The organism is Microbacterium capsulatum (genome assembly GCF_030865425.1).
GTDB lineage: Bacteria > Actinomycetota > Actinomycetes > Actinomycetales > Microbacteriaceae > Microbacterium > Microbacterium capsulatum.
Genome location: NZ_JAVFCB010000004.1, coordinates 109,790 through 129,115 on the forward strand (window position 1 = coordinate 109,790; position 19,326 = coordinate 129,115).

Consider the following 19,326-nt stretch of genomic DNA (forward strand, 5'->3'; position numbering starts at 1 on the left):
TCAGTCGTCGCGGAGGCGGACCAGGCGCTCGTGGCCGGTCTCCTCGAGCTCCGCGATGTCGCTGCGGGACTTGAGGAAATCGTTGAAGGATCGGTAGCCGAGGGCCTTCTCGCTGAACGACGGATCCATCCGGCGCATCTGCGTCTTTACGGCCGAGCTGTGCAGCCACTCGTCGGCGTCGCCCTTGTCGCGGCCGAGGCGCAGCGCGCGCTCCAGGGTCGCGGTGGCCTGATCCTGCTCGGTCGCGCGCGCCTCGTCCTTCTCGGCGGGGGGCTCGGCCGCCACCGTCTCGGTCGTCGCGGGCTTGGCCTGCTTGCGCGGCGCCTGCTTCGCGGTCTTCTTCGGCTCCTGCGTCTGCGCCGGCTGCGGCCGGGCCACGCCGGGCAGGGAGTCGTAGGCCTCGAACTCGTCGCACGCGGCGGCGAGCGCCTTCGCCGTGGATCCGGCGACGCCGATCCCGACGACGTAGCGGCCGAGCCGCTTGCAGCGCTGCGCGAGCGGCACGTAGTCGCTGTCGCCCGCCACGATCACCACGTGGGTGAGGTCGGGGAGGCGGAACATGTCCTCCACGGCATCGACCGCGAGGCGGATGTCTGCGCCGTTCTTCGCGTAGGCCGCGGCGGGGAACAGCTGCACGAGGTCGACGGCCCGGGCGACGAGCTGCGAGCGGTACTCGGCATTCACGTGCGACGACCAGTCCGCGTAGGCGCGGGTCAGCACGAGCGTGCCGAACGACGACGCGTAGTCGATGATCGCGCCGATGTCGATCATCGCCCGGTTCAGGCGCTCGACGACCTCCGCGTCGGCCGTGCCCTCCTGGATCCGCTGCCGGTCCTTGCTGTAGGCGTTGCGCCCGTGCACGCGGTCGTACCAGGAGATGACGATGTTGTCGAAGTCGAGGTAGACGGCGACGCGGGTGTCCTGCGGCTCTGCCATGTCGTGCCCTTCGTGGTGGGTCAGGCGGTCTCGTTCGGGTAGCGCACGCCGATCTGCGCCCGGATCTCGTCCAGCAGCCCCAGGATCGCGACGCTCTCGGCGACGGGGAGCAGGTCGCTGTCGCGCAGGCCGTCGCGCACGAGGCGCTCGGCCGCGAGGGCCTCATGCTGCATCCCGCGGGCGTCGCCAGGCCGGATCCGCCCGTCGAACTCCTCGAGGACTGTGCCGTCCGGGTCGATCACGCGGAGGACCGACGGCGACCACCACCACCGCTCGATCTCGATCCGAGCCTTCGTGCCGAGCACCACGGCCGTGTTCGGTCCGGCCGCGCGCGAGGACGACAGTGTCGTGGACACCGCGCCGCCGGCGTGCGTCATGATCGTGGCGACCTCGGCGTCGGCCCCGGTCTCGGCGAGACGAGCGGTCGCCTGCACCGTCGTCGGCGCGCCGAGCACGTCCCACACGAACGAGATCGGGTAGATGCCGAGGTCGAGCAGTGCCCCGCCGCCGAGTTCGAGCGCGTTCAGGCGGTGCGCCGGGTCGGTGGGCAGGGACTGGGTGTGATCCGCGGAGACCGCGCGGATCTCGCCGAGCGTTCCTGCGGCGATGATCTCCCGCAGGCGGACCATGTGCGGCAGGTAACGGGTCCACATCGCCTCCATTACCAGGAGGCCCTTGTCCCGGCCGAGGTCGGCGAGCTCCTGCGCCTCGGCTCGATTGAGAGTGAACGCCTTCTCGACGAGCACGTGCTTGCCGTGCTCCAGCGCCAGGCGGGCGTCGTCGCGGTGCATCGGATGCGGTGTGGCGACGTACACGATGTCGATCCCGGGATCCGCCACGAGCGCGTCGTAGGATCCGTGCGCGCGTGCGATGTCGAAGCGCGCGGCGAACGCGTCGGCGGACTCCTGCGACCGGGATCCGACGGCGGCGAGGTCGAGACCCGCGGTGCGCAGGTCGGCGGCGAAGGCGGCGGCGATGCCGCCCGTGGCGAGGATGCCCCAACGAAGTCCGGTCATGGCTCCAGCGTACGGGTATCCGATTCCGCGGCGGTCTCCTCGATGGCGACGACGGCTCCCGAGCACGGGGTTGGCATGATGGGTCCATGACCGCTTCCGTGCTCATCACCGCCGACGATCTCCGCGCCCTGCTCGCCGGCGGGGCCGGCATCCGGATCCTCGACGTGCGCTATCGACTCGGCTTCACCGACGGGCACGAGGACTACCTCGCCGGGCACATCCCCGGCGCGGTGTTCGCCGATCTCGAGGCCGACCTCGCGGGGCACGGCGAGCCCTCGGACGGCCGGCACCCGCTGCCCTCCGACGCGGCACTCGAGGAGGCCGCGCGCCGGTGGGGGATCGGGCAGGGGCAGACGGTCGTGGTCTACGACGACTCCCGCTCGCTGCCGGCATCCCGAGCCTGGTGGGCGCTGAGCCGGGCCGGGATCGCCGACGTGCGGGTGCTCGACGGCGGACTCGGAGCCTGGCGCGCGATCGGCGCGGCGACCGAGGAGGGCGAGGTCACCCCGCCGCGCGGGGACGTCGTGCTCGGCCGGCCCGGGGCCACCGACGTGCTGAGCACGGAGCAGGTCGCCGGCTGGGGCGGGGTGCTGCTGGACGCCCGCGCACCCGAGCGGTTCCGTGGCGAGACCGAGCCGATCGATCCGGTCGCCGGGCACATCCCGGGCGCGCGCAACCTGCCGATCGCCGACCTGCTCACCGACGACGGCCGTTTCCGCAGCCCCGAAGAGATCCTGTCCGCGTTCGAGGTCGTCGGCGCGGCCGAGGAGGTCCCGATCGCGGCGTATTGCGGATCCGGCGTGACGGCTGCGCAGCTCGCCCTCGCGGGGGCGCTCATCGGCCGCGAGGTGACCGTGTACCCCGGATCCTGGAGCGCGTGGTCGAACACCCCTGGTCGCCCGATCGAGGTCGGCGCGGTGCCGGCCGAAGAGGATCCGCTCGACGAGTAGTCGCCGGTGTCCGCGGCCGACCGCGGCATGCCGCACCCGCGCTCTGCGCCGAGTGGCTGCGTCGACCTCGAGCAGAACGTACCGGCCCGCGTGCCGGCCTGAACGGATCCGGAAACAAGAGGGGGTGCCGCCCGACGGCACCCCCTCTTCGGATCGTGGTGCGGTATCGCGTCTCCGCACGTCCCCAGTATGCGGCCCCCCCGTGGCCGGTGCTCTCGCACCGGCCACACCGCACCGATCTGGAGAACTAGAGCACGGTGGCCGGTCGGTGATACACGGATCTCAGAATCCGCTCCCGTGCGTCTGGAACGGTGAGAGCACGCCCGTGTGCTCGGACGCCTGGGCGAGCGCGTGCGCCGGCGCGAGCCCCGCGGCGAGCCCGGCGTGCACCGCCCCGAGCAGTTCGCAGGCGTCGTCGTCGGCGACGATCACGGGCGTGGCGATGACAGCCCTGGCGCCCGCGTGCAGCCACACCCGGGTCATCCCGATCGCCTCCCACCCCCAGCGCACCGAGGAGCGGCCGACCTCGCAGGCCGAGAGCACGACCGTTTCGGGGACCCGCGCCATCCGGTCGATGTCGTAGCCGAACAGCGCGCCGTCCGCGAGCTCGAGACCGGAGAACATCGGGTTGCCGTCGGCGTGACGTCCGTGCGCGGCGATGTGCAGCACGCTCACCTGCGCCGACAGCTCCGTCGCCGCACCGACCGTCGCCGCGTCGTCGCCGAGCACCCGCGCCGCGGGCCACATCCCCGCCGCGCGGGCGACCTCCTCGGACCCGCGGGCGACCCGCGGGCCGATCGCGAAGCCCGCGCCGCGGAAGGGGGCGGGATCGCGGGAGCGCAGCCACTGCGTCGCCGAGTCGGTGAGGGTGAACACGCGCCCCCGCATCGCCGGCAGCATCCCCCAGGGCACCCCGTTCAGGATCGCCGCCGCGGCCAGCGCCAGCCGCCGGTCCCCGATGACCGGGAGCACGGGCGCCAGCAGGGTCTCCGACAGCAGCGCCAGCCGCTCGTCCAGGGCCCGCCGCACGACCTCGGCCATCGGACCTGCGCGGACCGTGGCGGCGACGTCCAGGTCGGCGCGCAGGCCGGCCATGGCGCGGTGCGTCTCCGGCCAGCGGGGGATGTCGACGACCCGGGCGCCGTCGGCCGTCACGGCGACCGCGACCAGGCCGTCCCGCTGGTAGGCATAGGCCACGAACGCGGAGTCGGCGTCGAGCGCGGCCTGGAGCTCCGCGAGCGCGATGCGCTCCCGGCCGCCGGCGCGGCCCATCGACGACCATTCCCGCTGCCGGACGCGCTCGCTGAGCTCGGCGGCGCGCGGGAGCGCGAGCCAGTCGCCGGACACCGCCTCGGAGCGCAGCATCCGCAGCTCGGCGAGATCGGCGGCGAGCCCCTCGTCGGGCGGCGGCCGCAGCGGCACGGTCTGCTGGCTGAGGTGCCGGGCGCGCTCCGACCACTCGAACACGATGCCGGGCCGACGCGAGCGGACCGCCGCCTCGAGTCCGGCGTAGAGGAGCCCCGTGCCGTGCATGACGAGGGCGGTGGCGAGGTCGAGGCTGCCGAACGCGGCCTGCCAGGCGGCGAGTTCGTCGAGCCCGGCGGCAGCGATCCGCCGCGCGCCCGCATCGTCGCCCGCGGCGGCGGCCCGGGCCGCGCGCACCTCCTGCGCGAGCAGCCGCACCTGCAGCGGGGCGCCGGGAGGCACCTGGATCCGGGCGCGCGGGCCGGGCACGGCGACGCCGGTCTGCGCATGGTGGCGCTGCCAGGTCAGCCGGAGCGACGCGGCCTCGGCGCGGAGCCGGTGCTGCCGCAGCTGCGCCTCGACCCGGTCGACGGCGGCGTCGCCCGGGGCGCGCTGGTCGGTGGTCCGCCCGTCCGCCTCGACCGTGAGCAGGGCCCGCAGCCGGACCGCCTCGGCCCGCACCGCCCAGGACTCGCTGCCGACCGCGCGGAACCGTCGTGCGGCCGCGGCGGAGATGACGGCCGCGCGTTCGGGCTCGTGGCCGAGCAGGGAGCGGGCGAGATGGAATTCGGCCTCGGCCCGCGCCTGTCGCATCCGGTGCGCGCCGAACACCCGGATCACCCGCTCCAGGGTGCGCTCGGCGTCGCGGGTGAGACCCGCGTCGCGGAGCACCTCGGCGCGGTCGCGGTCGCAGATCGCGGCGTTCACGGCCGACTCCGCGCTCAGCACGGCGTAGGCCTCGCCCATCTTCTCGAGCGCGGGCACGAGCTCGCCGGCGAGCAGCGCGGCATAGCCCCGGTTGTGCACGGCCATCGCCCGGGAGATGTCGTCGCCCGTGGCGGCGTAGTCGGGCACCGCCCGGTCCAGGTCGGCGATCGCCGGCCCGAGCCGCCCGGCCTGCATGTGCGCGACGCTGCGATTGAGCAGCATCGGGCCGCGGTGCTCCACCTCCTCGCCGATCCCCGCGATGCCGCGGTCCAGCAGCAGGACGGCCTGCGGCAGGTCTCCGCGCTCGAGCGCGACGAGGCCGAGCTGCCCGTAGAGCATCGCCGCGGTCGCCTCGGACAGACCCGGCAGGCGCAGCGCCTCGAGGCAGACCGCCTCGGCGGAGGCTCGCTCGCCCTGGCGGATCGTGATCGCGGCCAACGAGCCCGCGATCCGGGCGAGGAGATTGGGGTCCTCCGTGCGCGCGCGGGCGCGCAGCAGCTCACGTCGGGCGGCGGCGTTGCGCCCGGCGTTCAGCTGCGCGCGGCCGCGCCGGTACAGCTCCTCCGCCGAAAGCGTCACCCTCATAGCATGACGCGTCCGCACCGGCCGCGGGGGTGCTTCCTAGATGTGCGATCCGTCCTCGTGCGCGCACCGGTCGAGCACGCCCTGAACCGCGTCCGGGACGCCCTCGGGGCCGCGGACGGACGGGCCTGCGGAGCCGAGCGCGTGCGCGATCCGTCCCGCCACGACCGGGGCCGCGAAGGACGTGCCGCTCCACACCGCGAACCCGCCGGCGAAGTCGTCCGGGTCGAGCGTCTCGCGGCGCCGGTCGTCCGCGTCGTCGCGCATGCCGGCCTGCACGCCGCCGTCGAACGAGACGGGCAGCGTCGACAGCACGGAGACCCCGATCACGTACGTCTGCACCCATTCGCCGATGTTCGAGAACAGCGCCACCGACCGGCCCGACGGGTTCAGGGCGCCGACGACGATCTGCGGCGCCAGCCCGGCCTCGCTGCCAGGGGCGATGCCCGAGTCCGGGCCCCAGTCGTAGAGTGCGGCGGGGGCGGCGGGCCGCTCCGTCGCGTCGTTCCCCGCGGAGCAGACGACCACGCAGCCGCACGCACGCACCCGTCGCAGCAGGTCGTACAGTTCGGTCTCGGTCGCCGCCGCGCCGGGGGACTCGTGGTAGAACCCGAACGACAGGTTCATCACGTCGAGGTGCAGTGCTTCCTTCTCCAGGAGGGCGACGACGCGGCCGAGGGCGCCGAGCAGGTCGCTCTCCAGGATGACGCCCGATCCGTCCGACACCCGGATCGGCAGGATCTGCGCCTCGGGGCAGGCCTGCCGCACGAGGCCGGCGATGAAGGTGCCGTGGCCGGCGACCGGATCGATGTTCCCGTCGAGCGGACCGCCCAGTGACGGATGCGCCTCGGGATCGGTCGCCGGGTCGCTCAGCCCGAGCGGTTCGCCGTGCGGCCCGGTCTGCACGAGCAGCACCGGATCGGCGGCCGGGGCCGCGCCGGGAAGGTTCTCGAACCACGGATGCGCCCCGCATCCGGTGTCCAGGATCGCGACGACCGGCCGGCGCGCCCCCTCGGCGAGCGGAGCGCGCTCCGGCGCCGGGCCCGTGTAGGCGACGGGCTGGCGCCCGCCGAAGCCGGGGACGGCATAGCTGGCGATGCCCGCCGGATTGCCGGTGAAGGGGTTGCCCGTGAAGGGGTTCCCGGTGAACGGATTCCCCGTGAACGGGTTCCCCGTGAACGGGTGGACGCCGAGCACGTGGTTGAGGGAGAAGCCGGTGATGCCGCCGCCGCGCGCCGCCACGAGCAGGCGCCAGGCGTCGGGGCGCCGGGTGGGCTCGTCGCGCGCGGCCTCCTCGGCGACTGCGATCCGGATCCGCATCGAACGCGCGACGCCCGGGTTGCGCCGCACGCGCCCGGAACCCGGTGCCCGGCGGGCCTCGGACCGGTTGCGCGGAGGGCGGGCGCGCACGGGCTCCGGTCCGTCGTCCTCGAGCGGCTCGAGGGCGACGGTCCAGCCGAGGCCGCGGGCCAGCGCCTCCAGCCGCCGGACCGCGTCGGCACGGGCGTTCTTGGGACCCGAGGGGTCGAAGTGGGCGAGCAGCACGTCCTGCTCGTAGACCGTGGCGTGCGCCTCACCGCCGGGCGGCTGCAGGGAGGTGTCGAGGACGATCCCGCGCCTCCGGGTCGCCCGCTCCCGCTCCTGCCAGGTCAGGCGGGGGCGAGGCGGCCGTTCGTCTCTTCCGTCCTGTCCCTCGTCGCCATCCCGTGCCATACCGGCCTCCCGATCGATCCGTCGTCCTGTGTCACACTTCGAACTGCGGGGTGCGGAACTCCGTCGGCTCCCCGTCCGCGCCGCGGATGATCAGCCGCAGGGCGGACAGGCCCGCCGGCACCGCGTCGAACGCGAACCGTCCCGGGCCGGTGATCTCGGCGGCCCATTCCCTGTCGCCCTGAGCGAGGCGGATCGCGAGGGCCGTCCCGTCGACCCAGCCGTCGATCCGGCGCTGATCCGATTCCGTCGCCGTCACGTGCACCACGACCCCGGTCCGCCCGTCGCTGAACTGCAGCGTCGCCGTGTCGGCCTCGCCGCGCACGGCCGCCAGGCCCTCCTGCTCGACGAGCGTGAGCAGCGCGTACTCGCGGCCGAGATCCTCCGCGGCGACGGCCGCGACCATGCGGTCGGCGAGTCCGGACGGCACGGGGTCGTGCTCCTGCCAGGCCGTGCGCAGCCGTGCGAAGAGCACCGCATCGGCCGTGGAGTCCTCAACGGTCATCGTCGTCCACCTCCCATCCGTCCTTCTCCAGAAGCGCGCGGAGCTTGCCCAGGCAGCGCTGCCGGGTCGGCCCGATCGAGCCGATCGGCATCGCCAGGTCCTGCGCGATACGCGCGTAGTCGGGCCGTTCCTCGAACGCGACGATGCGCAGGAGCCGCTGGCAGCGGACGTTCAGCTCGCCCACCGCCTGCCAGAGCAGCCAGGCCTCGGTGCCGCGCTGCGCCTGCCGCTCCGCGGACTCGCCCGCGGGCAGATGCGATTCGAGGGACTCGGTCTCCGTCGGATCCGCCCGTCGCTGCAGCCGGCCCACGCGCCAGGCCTCCCGCCGGGCGCACGTCGTGAGCCACCCCGAGATCGCGAGCGGCTCGGCGATCGAGGCGTGCCGGCGCATCAGCGTCATCCACGTCGACTGCACCACGTCCTCGGCCAGCGCGCGGTCGAGCCCGTAGGCGCGGGCGACGTGCCACAGCACCGGCGTCATCAGGCGCACGAGCTCGTCCATCGCCCGGGGCTCCCCGTCCCGCCAGCGCAGGAACAGCGCCGCCGCCCGCTCCCAGCGGGGCGGGTCCGGCTCCGTCGCTGCGCGCGTCACGACCGGGTCCGCGGACGCCGCCCAGCCCTGTGCCGGGGCGGCGTCGAGCATCCGGTCGCGCCGCTCATGCGGCTGCGCACGGTCGTCGGTGGCCGTCATGGCGCCCATTGTCTCCACAACGGGGAGGAGCGCGATAGAGGCCGCGTGATACAAGATCCGGGCGCGGATCTGGTGGCACCCGCGATGGCGCGATCCGCGTCTCTGGTCAGGCCGTGCAGGCGGACGCGCGAGCACAGGCGGATTCCTCGTGTCGTCGCCTGTTGCGGCGTGTTCGCCTGATTCCGCGCGTCGTTCGCCTGCGCCACGCGGGGGCGATCCGTCAGAGCGCTTCGATGACCTCTCGGAGCACGTCGGGGTCGTACCATCCGATCTCCCCGCCCGCGAGGGCGTGGTAGCGCTCGTGGCCCTTGCCGAGGATCACCACGGTGTCCTCCGGGCGGGCCAGCCGGACCGCGGCGGCCATCGCCTCGCGGCGGTCCGCGATCTCGGTGATCTCCACCACGGACGAGCGCGCACCGTCGATGAGGGAGGCGCGGATCTCGGCCGGATCGTCGTCGTACGGGTTGTCGTCGGTGATGATGAGCACGTCGGCGAACATCGCCGCGAACCGGCCCATCATGCGGCGCTTGGCCACGTCGCGGTTGCCGTTCGCGCCGAGCACCGCGATGAGGCGCCCCTCGGGCGTGGTGGTGCGGATCGCGCGCAGGGCGGCGTTGATCGCCTCGGGCTTGTGCGCGGAGTCGACGATCGCGGTGAACGACTGGCCGAAGTCGAAGCGCTGCAGCCGGCCCTCGACGCTGGGCAGCGCGGCGATGCCCGGGGCGAGGTCGGCGAGCTCGCGGCCGGACTCGGCGAGGGCCGCGACCGCGGCGAGGATGTTGTTCACGTTGAACGCGCCGGTGAGCTGCGTGGAGAACCGCACGCGCTCGCCGCGGGGGGAGCGGATCGTGAACTCGGATCCGTGCGCGCGCAGCGTGACGTCCTCGGCACGCCAGTCGGCGGCCTCGGATCCGCTCGCCGACGTCGTTCGCACCGGTACGGTCGCCTGCTCCGCGAGCACCCGGCCCCAGTGCGAGTCGATGTCGACGATGCCGACCTTCGCGTGCGGGGGCGTGAGCAGCAACGCCTTCGCGGCGAAGTAGTCGGCCTGGGTGGGGTGGTAATCGCGGTGGTCGTGACCGAGGTTCAGGAAGACGCCCGCGTCGAACGCGAAGCCGTCGACCCGGCCGAGCACGAGCGCGTGACTGGACGCCTCGACCGCCACCGTGCCGATCCCCTGCTCGCGCATGACCGCGAACAGGGCCTGCAGTTCGGGGGCCTCCGGGGTGGTCAGCACGGGCGGGAAGAAGTCGTCGCCGACGGTGGTGCCGATGGATCCGATCGTGCCGGAGGCCGCCATGCCGGCCGCGGCCGCGACGTAGAACGCGGTCGTCGTCTTGCCCTGCGTGCCGGTGATGCCGATGCTCGTCATCGACGCCACCGGGTCGCGGTAGAGGAACGCCGATGCGGGCCCGGCGGCGAGGCGCGGATCGTCGACGACGAGCGTGGGCACGCCGTCCGGGACGAGTGCGGCGCCGTCCGCGTCGGTGAGCACCGCCGTCGCGCCGGCCTCGACGGCCTTCGCGGCGAACCGGGCGCCGTGCGCATGCGCGCCCTTGATCCCGAGGAACAGGTCGCCCGCGCGCACGTGGTCCGTGGCGAGCGCGACGCCCGTGAACACGGTGCCGGTCGCGGCGGGGGCGGCGACCTCCAGACGCGCGGCGAGGTCGCCGAGCGTCGCGGTGAAGGTCTCGGCGGGGCGCGAATCCAGGCGCGGGGCGGGGTACTGCGAGGCGGAGGGCATGACCGTCCGAGTCTACCGGGCGGTCTCTCCGGGAGGATCCGACCCGTGTCCCACTTCTGGTTGGTCCATGTCCCGATTTCGGCTGCTTCCGGGGCCGATCCGCAACCGAAAGTGGGACACGGTCGGTGGGCGAGCGCGACTACTGCGCCCGCATGAACTCCTCGGCGGCGCGGACCTGCTCGTCGCTCGGGCGCACGCCGGTGTACAGCACGAACTGCTCGAGCGCCTGCAGCGTGGCGACCGAGGCGCCGTTGATGACGGTCTTGCCGGCGGCGAGCCCGGCCTTCACGAGCGGGGTCTCGGAGGGGAGCGCCACGACGTCGAAGACCGCGGTGGCGGCGTCGATCGCCGCCTCGGGGAAGGACAGCGCTTCGGCCTCGGCGCCCCCGGCCATGCCGATCGGGGTGACGTTGACGATGATGTCCGCCGTGCGGTCGGCGACGTCCGCGGCCCAGGCGAACCCGTACAGGTCGGCGAGGCCGCGGCCCGCCGCCTCGTTGCGGGCGACGATCGTGACATCCGCGAAGCCCGCGTCGCGGAACGCCGCCGCGGTCGCCTTCGCCATGCCGCCGGATCCGCGCAGCAGCACGGACGACGCGGGGTCGAGTGCGTTGCGGGCGATGAGCTGCGCGATCGCGGAGTAGTCGGTGTTGTACGCCGTGAGCACGCCCTCGTCGTTGACGATCGTGTTCACGGAGTCGATCGCCGTCGCGGACGGATCCATCCGGTCCACGAGCGCGATGACGTCCTCCTTGTAGGGCATCGAGATCGCGCAGCCGCGGATCCCGAGCCCGCGCACCCCGGCGATCGCCTGGGCGAGGTCGGTGGGGGCGAACGCCTTGTAGATCCAGTTCAGACCGAGCGCCTCATAGAGGTGGTTGTGGAACCGCGTGCCGTTGTTGCTCGGGCGAGCGGACAGCGAGATGCACAGCGTCATGTCTTTGTTCAGGATCGGCACAGGTTCAGCGTACCGATGCCCCGTCCCCGGGGTCGGTGAGCGAGGGCGCGCAGCGACCGAGACGAAACGCGACCGCGGCATCGCTGCGTTTCGTCTCGCTCCGACTGCGTCGGTGCTCGCTCAACGACCCCGGGAGAAGGGGCTGCTCGACGACCCCGGGAGAAGGGGCTGCTCGACGGACCCGGGAGAAGGGGCTGCTCGACGACCCCGGGAGAAGGGGCTGCTCGACGGACCCGAGAGGGAGAGGGCGCGCCGCTCAGATCGCGCTGAGCGACTGCTCCAGGTCGGCGAGGATGTCCGCCGGGTCCTCGATGCCGATCGAGAGGCGCACCGTCGTCGCGCCGATGCCGGCGGCGGCGCGCTGCTCCGCGTTCAGGTGCGAATGGGTCATCGAGGCGGGGTGCGCGACGAGCGACCGGGCGTCGCCGATGTTGGCGACCAGGCGCACGACGTTCAGTCCGTCGACGAAGCGCTCGACGCGATCCTGATCCTGCGCCTCGTCGCCCGTCGAGACGAGGTCGATCGAGAACACGGCGGGGATCCCCAGCGGCAGGTAGCGCTCGGCGAGATCGTGCCACGGGTTGCCGGCGAGGCCGGGGTGGTGCACGGCGGCGACGGCGGGGTGCGCGACGAGGGCCTCGGCGACCTTCTGCGCGGAGGCGCTCTGCCGCGACACGCGCAGGTCGAGCGTTTCGATGCCCTGCAGGATCTGGTGCGCGTTGAACGGCGAGAGCGAGGGGCCGAGGTCGTGCACGTACTTCGCCTTGACCAGGGTCGCGAAGGCGAAGCCCTGCCCGAACCGCTCCCAGAGCGGCTGCGGGCCGAAGCGGTCGGCCTGCTTCGTGAACTGCGGCCAGCGCTCCGGGTCGGCGCCGAAGTCGAAGGATCCGAGGTCGACGACGACGCCGCCGAGGGAGCCGCCGTGGCCGCTGAGGTACTTGGTCGCCGAGTGCACGACGAAGTCGGCGCCGTGCTCGCCGGGGCGCTGCAGGTACGGGGTCGTCACGGTGCTGTCGATCACGAGCGGAACCCCGGCCGCGTGCGCGATGTCGGCGACCGTGCGCACGTCGAGCACCTGCGCCACCGGGTTCGCGACCGACTCCGCGAAGAACAGGCGGGTGCGGTCGGTGGCCGCCGCACGCCAGGCCTCGGGGTCGTCCTGGTCGACGAAGGTGACGGTGATGCCGAAGTCGTCGAGGGTGTCCTGGAGCAGGTCGACCGTGCCGCCGTAGAGGCGGTCGGCGGCGACGACGTGCCCGCCGCGTCCGGCGAGGGCGAGGATCGTGACCGCGACCGCGGCCTGGCCGCTCGCGACGGCGACCGCGGAGACGCCGCCCTCGAGCTGCGCGACCCGCTCCTCGAGCAGCTGCTGGGTCGGGCTCGCGTTGCGGCTGTAGATGTTGCCGGCCTTGCGCAGCGCGAACAGATCGCGGGCCTCGGCGAGGTTCGCGAACTCGTAGGCCGCGGACTGGTAGATCGGCGGGACCGCGGTGTTCTGCGGCCGCCCGGCGACATACGACGCCTGCACCTGCTTCGTGGCGAAACGGGTGTCGGCGGCGGCGATCAGGGTAGCGGCATCGGTCACGGGTCAATCTTCCGGTCCGGACCCGTCGATGCGTGCGCATGTTTCCCACTGTTGCGGCGGCTGCGGGATCCGTCCGCACATCGGAAAGCCGTCCGCACATCGGAAAACGGAGAGGCGGGACGCGGCGCACGGCGTGTCGGGACCGGGCGCGCCGTCGACACGCCGCGGCGGGACCCGTCCCTCTCCGTTTTCCGGCAGGGTTCGCAGCGGGCGTGTGCGGATCCGGCGGGGGAGCCGGTCAGGGGCGCAGGATGATCTTGCCGCGCGTCGCGTGCGCCTCGATCAGGCGGTGCGCCTCGGCGGCCTCGGCGAGCGGCAGCTCGGGGCCGAACTCGACGGAGAAGCGCCCCTCGGCGATGAGCGCGATGGTGGCCGGAAGGGCCTCCGCGCGCCAGGCCAGCTCCTGCGGGGTGAGCGGGACCGGGTTGCCGCCGCTGAACGCGCGGATGCCGAGGGCCGCGGCATCCGGGCCGCGCACGATCGTGGCGATCCGGTCGCGGTCGGCGACGAGCGCGAGCGACGCCGCGATCGCCTCATCGGTGCCCGCGTTGTCGAGGGCGACCGTGATCTCCCTGCCGCCCGCGGCCGTGCGGATCCGCTCCTCCAGGCCCTCGCCGTACGCGACCGGGATCGCGCCGAGAGCGCGCAGCCGATCATGCGTCGCGGGGCGGCCGGTCGCGATGACCGCGGCGCCCCAGGCGACGGCGAACTGGATCGCGGCCTGCCCGACGGCGCCGGATCCGGCGTGCAGGAGCAGCAGGTCGCCCGCGCCCACGCCGAGCGAGCGCAACGACTGGTACGCGGTGCCGGCCGGGATCGCGAGCGCGGCGCCCTCCGCGGAGGAGACGTTCTCCGGCAGTGCGGCGAGGTGCGCGGCGGGCACGGCGAGCGCGGTCGCGTAGGTGCCGCGGGTGTCCCGGATCGCGACGCGATCGCCCGCTGCGACGCTCCGCACGCCGGATCCGAGCGCCGTGACGACGCCCGCGCCGTCGAAGCCGACGTGCCGCGGGGCGACGATCGGGGGCAGCGGGCGTTTCCCGCTGCGCTGCTTCACGTCGATCGGGTTGACGCCGACGGCCTCGATCCGCACGACGACCTCGTCCGGCCCGGGGACCGGATCCGGCACCTCCACCAGGGTGAGGACCTCGGGTCCGCCGATCTCGGTCTGCACGATCGCCTGAGCCATGCTCTCAGGCTACGGGCGCGCGCGGGGTCCCGAGGCCGTCGGGGCGCGGTGACCGGGCGCGGCGCCGGACCGTGTCCCACTATCTGCTGCGGAATGGCCGATCCGGCAGCAGAGAACGGGACACGCGCCGACGAGAAGTGGGACACGGTCGGGAGCGGCCGCTACTTCTCGGCGAGCGCCTTCACGATGCGCTGCGGGGAGACGGGCTGGGCGGTGCCGAGGCGCTGCGCGAACAGGCTGACCCGGTACTCCTCGAGCAGCCAGCGCACCTCGACGAGCTTCGCCGGGGCGCCGCGGTCGATGGGGATCGTCCCGCCGGCGTCGCCGTAGGCCTGCGCCATCCGCTCGAACTCGGTCATCCGGGTGCGGTCCTTGCCGGGCGCGTCCGCGAGCGTGCGCAGGCGATCCAGGATCCCCTCGAGGTAGCGCGGGTAGTGCGCGAGCCGGTCCGCCCCGGCGTGGGAGATGAACCCGGCCGGCAGCAGGCCGGCGAGCTGGCCGCGGATGTCGTTCAGCGGGCCGAGCAGCGCGAGCGAGTTCTGCCCCTTCATCGCCCGCTCCACGTCGCGCGACTTCGCGAGGACCTTCGACACCAGCGACACGAGCGCGAACAGCTCGTCCACGACGACCGCGGAGACGCCGTCGCGAACCCGCGCGAACTCCGCCTCGGAGCGGACGATGCCGGATCCCGCGGTCAGCCGGTCGATCGCCGCGCGCGCCACGGCGGCCCGGGCGTCCTCGATGAGCGCCGCGACCGTCGGATACGGCGAGGCGGCGAGCGCCAGCTTCTCGGGGCTGGTCAGGTGCTCCTGCACGTAGGAGGCGGGGGAGGGGATCCCCAGCAGCACGAGGCGGAGCACGCCGTCGCGGGTCGCCGCGAGGGCGGTCTCGGCCGTCGCCTCGACGCGCAAGGAGACGGTCTTGCCCTGATCCACCAGGGCGGGATAGCCGCGCACGACGCCGCCGGCGACCCGGGTGTCGAGCACCTCGGGCAGGTCGCCGACATCCCACGTGGTGAGGCCGTCGCGCTCGGTCGGCTGTCGGTCGTTGAGCGAGGCCGGCGAAGCCGACCGAGACGAAACGCGGATGTCCGCGAGCCGCCGGCGTTTCGTCTCAGTCGCGCTGCGCGCATCCTCGCTCAACGACCCCACGGGCGCCCGACCGATCGATCGCGCCACGCTCGCCCGCGACCGATCCGCCAGCTCCGTCTGCAGCACGCCGAGATCCCGTCCGGATCCGACGACCCGTCCGCGCTCGTCGACGGCGCGGAAGTTCATCCGCAGGTGCGCGGGGACGCGCTCCATGTCGAAGTCCGCCTCCGTCACCTTCTGGTTCGCGAGGGGCTGGATGAGCCGGGCGAGGGCCTCGCGCAGGCTCCGCGACGGCAGGCCGCCGTGCGCCTCCGGACCGTCCGCGGCGAGCTCGGCGCCGAATTTGTCGGCCCAGTCCGCGGCGGGCACGACGTGCCGGCGGATCGCCTTCGGCAGTGCGCGCAGCAGCGCCGTGACGAGTTCGGCGCGCAGGCCCGGCACCTGCCAGTCGAAGCCCGTGTCGCGCACCTGCTGCAGCAGCGCGAGCGGGATCACCGCGCTCACGCCGTCGTCGGCCGCGCCCGGTTCGAACCGGTAGGCGAGGCCGAGCACCTGGTCGGCCTGGGCCCACCGCGTCGGGAAGTCCTGCTGGTCCGCGCGGTCGGCGTCGTCGAGCAGGTCGCCCTCGCGCATCACGAGCAGCTTCGGCGTCTTCGCGAGCGCGTCGCGCCACCATGCCTCGAACGACCGCACGTCGAAGACGTCGGCGGGGATCCGCTGGTCGTAGAAGCGGAACACGGCCTCGTCGCCGACGAGGATGTCGCGGCGGCGCTCGCGCTCCTCCAGCTTCTCCAGGCGCTTGCGCAGCTCGGCGTTGCTGCGCCAGAACGCCGACACCCGCTTGTCGATCCGGGACGGATCCCACTCGCCCTCGACGAGCGCATGCCGCAGGAACAGCTCTCGTGCGGACGGGCGGTCGATCCGGGCGAACTGCACGCGCCGGCGCGGCACGATCTCGACGCCGAAGAGCGTCACCTTCTCGAACGCGACGGCCGCTCCGGCCTCCTTGGACCAGTGCGGCTCCGACACCTGGCGCTTCGCGAGGTCGCCGGCGAGCGCCTCGGCCCAGGCCGGATCGATCGCCGCGGCCGTGCGTGCGAAGGTGCGCGAGGTCTCCACGATCTCGGCGGCCATGACCGCCTGAGGAGTCTTCTTCCGCAGCGCGGATCCGGGGAAGAGGGAGAACCGGATCCCGCGGGCTCCGCGGTACTCGGCGATCCTGCGCTTCGGATCCCTCCCCTTGGCCGGCGGGCCCTTGGTCGCGTTGCGCTCGTCGAGCACGCCGATCTGGGAGAGGAGCCCGGCGAGCAGGGCGCGGTGGATGGCGGCGGGGTCGGCGGCGGTCTCGGTCTCCGCCTTCCCCGTCTTCACCAGCGTGCGCAGCTGGCGGTGCACGTCGAACCATTCGCGCACCCGCACGTAGTTCAGGTGCTCGGCGCGGCAGAGCCGGCGGAACGCGCTCGAGCCGAGCTCGCGCTGCTGCTCACGCAGGTGGATCCAGAGGTTCAGGATCGAGAGGAAGTCGCTCGTCGGGTCCGCGAACCGGGCGTGCATCCGCTCGGCCTCGTCCCGCACGCCCTGCGGCGCGTCGGCGGAGGGACGCTCGCGGACGTCCTGGATCGACAGCCCGGCGACGATCGCCAGCACGGGCCCTGGCACACCGGCCTTGACCGACTCGACGAGCATGCGGGCGAAGCGCGGGTCGATCGGCATGCGCGAGATGTCCCGGCCGATCCGGGTGAGCCGCGGGGCCTCGGCCGCGGTGCGGCCGGCCTGCACCGCCCCGAGCTCGGTGAGCAGATCGATCGCGGACTTCACGTCCCGCGAGCCCGGGGGAGTGAGGAACGGGAACTCGGCGATGTCGCCGAAGCCCAGGCTGAGCATCTGCAGCACGACCGCGGCGAGCGAGGTGCGCAGGATCTCGGGCTCGGTGAACTCGGGCCGCTTGTCGTAGTCGTCCTCGGCGTAGAGCCGGATCGCGATGCCGGCGCTCGTACGGCCGGCGCGGCCGGAGCGCTGGTTCGCGGACGCCTGCGACACCGCCTCGATCGGCAGCTGCTGGACCTTGGAGCGGTTGCTGTACCGGGAGATGCGGGCCGTGCCGGTGTCGATCACGTACTTGATGCCGGGCACGGTGAGGCTGGTCTCGGCGACGTTCGTGGCGAGGATCACCCGGCGCCGCACCCCCGCGACGGCGGACGGCTCGAACACCCGGTGCTGCTCCGCGGCGGACAGCCGCCCGTACAGAGGAAGGACCTCGACGGGAGAGGTCTGCGATCGGAAGGCGCCGCGCACGGCGTCGGCGGCGTCGCGGATCTCGGCCTCGCCGGGGAGGAACACGAGCACGTCGCCGCGCTCCTCGCGGTCGAGCTCGCGCAGCGCCCGGACGATCGCGGAGACCTCGTCCTCGGGGTCGGCGGATCCGCGGGCCGAACTCAGTCGATCCGCCGCCTTCGGGTGCGGAGCGGCGGAATCGGCGTCAACCGACTGAGTTTCGTCCGGATCCACGAGCGGCCGGTACCGGATCTCGACGGGATACGTCCGCCCCGAGACCTCGATCACGGGCGCGGGCTCGCCGTCGCGATCCGCGAAGTGCTTCGCGAAGCTCTCCGGATCGATGGTCGCGGAGGTGATGATCACCTTCAGATCCGGCCGCTCGGGCAGGATCCGGTGCAGGTAGCCGAGCAGGAAGTCGACGTTGAGCGAGCGCTCGTGCGCCTCGTCGATGATGATCGTGTCGTAACGGCGCAGCAGCCGGTCGCGGTGGATCTCGTTGAGCAGGATCCCGTCGGTCATCAGCGCGATCCGGGTCTCGTCGGAGACCTGGTCGGTGAAACGGACCTTGTACCCGACGAGCCCGCCGAGGGGGACCCGCAGCTCCTCGGCCACGCGCTCGGCGATCGTGCGCGCGGCCAGACGCCGCGGCTGGGTGTGCGCGATCCGCTCCCGGCCCAGCTCGAGGCAGATCTTCGGCAGCTGGGTGGTCTTGCCGGAGCCGGTGGCGCCCGCGACGACGACGACCTGGTGGTCGCGGATCGCGGCGGCGATCTCCTCGCGCGCCGCGCTGACCGGCAGCTCCGGCGGATAGGAGATCAGGGGCGCAGACATAGCCCTCCAGCCTAACGCGCCGCAGGCAGCCACCTCATCGGGGTCGTTGAGCGAGGAGCGATCGGGGTCGTTGAGCGAGGAGCGCAGCGACGAGACGAAACGCGGTTCCCCGCAGGAAACCGCGTTTCGTCTCGCTCCGCTCGCTCAACGACCGAGAACGGACCGCGTTTCGTCTCGCTCCGCTCGCTCAACGACCGAGAACGGACCGCGTTCCGCTCGCTCCGCTCGCTCGACGACCCCCGAAGGGCGTCGGCTCAGAAGTGCGTGCCGCCGTCGATGCGCACCTCGGTGCCGGTGATGAACTTCCCGTCGGCGCTCGCGAGCATCGCCACCACGCCGGCGACCGACTCGGGGCCGGCGAAGCCCTGGCCGATGGCCGGGGCGAGCTTCATGAACAGGCTCATGTCGGCGTCCTCGGGAAGGCCCGGGCCCTGGCTCTGCTTGCTCTGGCCGGATCCGTCGGTCATGCCCGACGAGATCGAGCCCGGCTGCACGGAGGTGAAGCGGATGCCCTGCTTGGCGTACTCGGCCGCCAGCGCGTGGGTCATCGACTGCACGCCGCCCTTGCTCGCGGCGTACGCGGCCATGTACGGGTGCGCGAACATCGCCGACGTCGAGCTGAAGTTCACGACGGCGGAGTCGGTGCCCTCGAGGAGCGCGGGGATCGCCTCGCGGATCATGAGGAAGGTGCCGACCAGGTTGACCTGGATGACCTGCTGGAACTGCTCGAGCGTGGTCTGGTGGGTGTGCGAGGAGCGCAGGATGCCGGCGGCGTTGACCAGCACGTCGAGCCCGCCCAGGGCTTCGACCGCGGCGGCGACGCCGGAGCGGACCGACGCCTCGTCGCCGATGTTGACCTCGACCGTGGTGAGGCGTTCGGCGGCGTCGCCGGCCTTGGCGACGGTGTCCGCGAGGCCCGCGGCGCTCACGTCGGCGGCGACGACGCGGCCGCCCTCGGCGAGCATGCGCAGAACCGTGGCCTGACCGATGCCCGATCCGCCTCCGGTGACCAGCGCGCGGCGTCCTTCGTAGCGGTTCATGTGGAATCCTTCCAGATGTCGGTGTCGTGTCAGAATGGCACGGCATGCCATA

The 19,326-nt window shown here is 73.3% G+C and carries 13 protein-coding genes; 1 reads left to right on the top strand and 12 read right to left on the bottom strand.

The features are described from left to right. Positions 1-936 carry an NYN domain-containing protein gene (locus RBR11_RS08150; protein ID WP_308488832.1) on the bottom strand — a complete coding sequence of 312 codons (936 nt, stop codon included), beginning with the start codon at positions 934-936 and terminating at the stop codon, positions 1-3. Between the two features lie 20 nt (positions 937-956). After that, a complete protein-coding gene (locus RBR11_RS08155; protein ID WP_308488833.1) occupies positions 957-1,952 on the bottom strand; it encodes a Gfo/Idh/MocA family protein in 996 nt (331 codons plus the stop codon). 86 nt (positions 1,953-2,038) lie between these two features. Here RBR11_RS08155 and RBR11_RS08160 point away from each other — a divergent pair, with 86 nt between their 5' ends. Continuing rightward, complete coding sequence (locus RBR11_RS08160; protein ID WP_308488834.1) at positions 2,039-2,902, top strand: sulfurtransferase; 864 nt, start codon at positions 2,039-2,041, stop codon at positions 2,900-2,902. A 282-nt stretch (positions 2,903-3,184) separates the two neighbouring features. Here RBR11_RS08160 and RBR11_RS08165 read toward each other — a convergent pair whose 3' ends face one another. The 10 genes from RBR11_RS08165 to RBR11_RS08210 form a co-directional block, all read right to left on the bottom strand. After that, a complete protein-coding gene (locus tag RBR11_RS08165) occupies positions 3,185-5,653 on the bottom strand; it encodes a CHAT domain-containing protein (RefSeq protein WP_308488835.1) in 2,469 nt (822 codons plus the stop codon). 42 nt (positions 5,654-5,695) lie between these two features. After that, positions 5,696-7,369 carry a S8 family serine peptidase gene (locus tag RBR11_RS08170; protein ID WP_308488836.1) on the bottom strand — a complete coding sequence of 558 codons (1,674 nt, stop codon included), beginning with the start codon at positions 7,367-7,369 and terminating at the stop codon, positions 5,696-5,698. 31 nt (positions 7,370-7,400) lie between these two features. Next, positions 7,401-7,871, bottom strand: coding sequence for a hypothetical protein (locus RBR11_RS08175; protein WP_308488837.1), 471 nt, complete (start codon positions 7,869-7,871; stop codon positions 7,401-7,403). After that, positions 7,861-8,562, bottom strand: a complete 702-nt coding sequence (locus RBR11_RS08180) for an RNA polymerase sigma factor (protein WP_308488838.1) — start codon at positions 8,560-8,562, stop codon at positions 7,861-7,863. The genes RBR11_RS08175 and RBR11_RS08180 overlap by 11 nt, the downstream gene beginning before the upstream one ends. Before the next feature lie 220 nt (positions 8,563-8,782). After that, entirely contained in the window at positions 8,783-10,306 is a 1,524-nt protein-coding gene (locus RBR11_RS08185) for a Mur ligase family protein (protein ID WP_308488839.1), read from the bottom strand. 139 nt (positions 10,307-10,445) lie between these two features. Further along, positions 10,446-11,264, bottom strand: a complete 819-nt coding sequence (locus RBR11_RS08190) for a shikimate 5-dehydrogenase (RefSeq protein WP_308488840.1) — start codon at positions 11,262-11,264, stop codon at positions 10,446-10,448. Positions 11,265-11,520: 256 nt separating this feature from the next. Further along, positions 11,521-12,849 (bottom strand): O-acetylhomoserine aminocarboxypropyltransferase/cysteine synthase family protein, encoded by a 1,329-nt coding sequence (locus RBR11_RS08195; RefSeq protein WP_308488841.1) that lies wholly within the window; start codon positions 12,847-12,849, stop codon positions 11,521-11,523. A 238-nt stretch (positions 12,850-13,087) separates the two neighbouring features. After that, a complete protein-coding gene (locus RBR11_RS08200; RefSeq protein ID WP_308488842.1) occupies positions 13,088-14,035 on the bottom strand; it encodes a quinone oxidoreductase family protein in 948 nt (315 codons plus the stop codon). A gap of 161 nt (positions 14,036-14,196) precedes the next feature. Beyond that, positions 14,197-18,234 carry an ATP-dependent RNA helicase HrpA gene (gene hrpA, locus RBR11_RS08205; RefSeq protein ID WP_308488843.1) on the bottom strand — a complete coding sequence of 1,346 codons (4,038 nt, stop codon included), beginning with the start codon at positions 18,232-18,234 and terminating at the stop codon, positions 14,197-14,199. Positions 18,235-18,488: 254 nt separating this feature from the next. Beyond that, on the bottom strand, positions 18,489-19,274 hold the full coding sequence (locus RBR11_RS08210; RefSeq protein WP_308488844.1) for an SDR family NAD(P)-dependent oxidoreductase: 786 nt from the start codon (positions 19,272-19,274) through the stop codon (positions 18,489-18,491). Positions 19,275-19,326 lie beyond the last annotated feature (52 nt).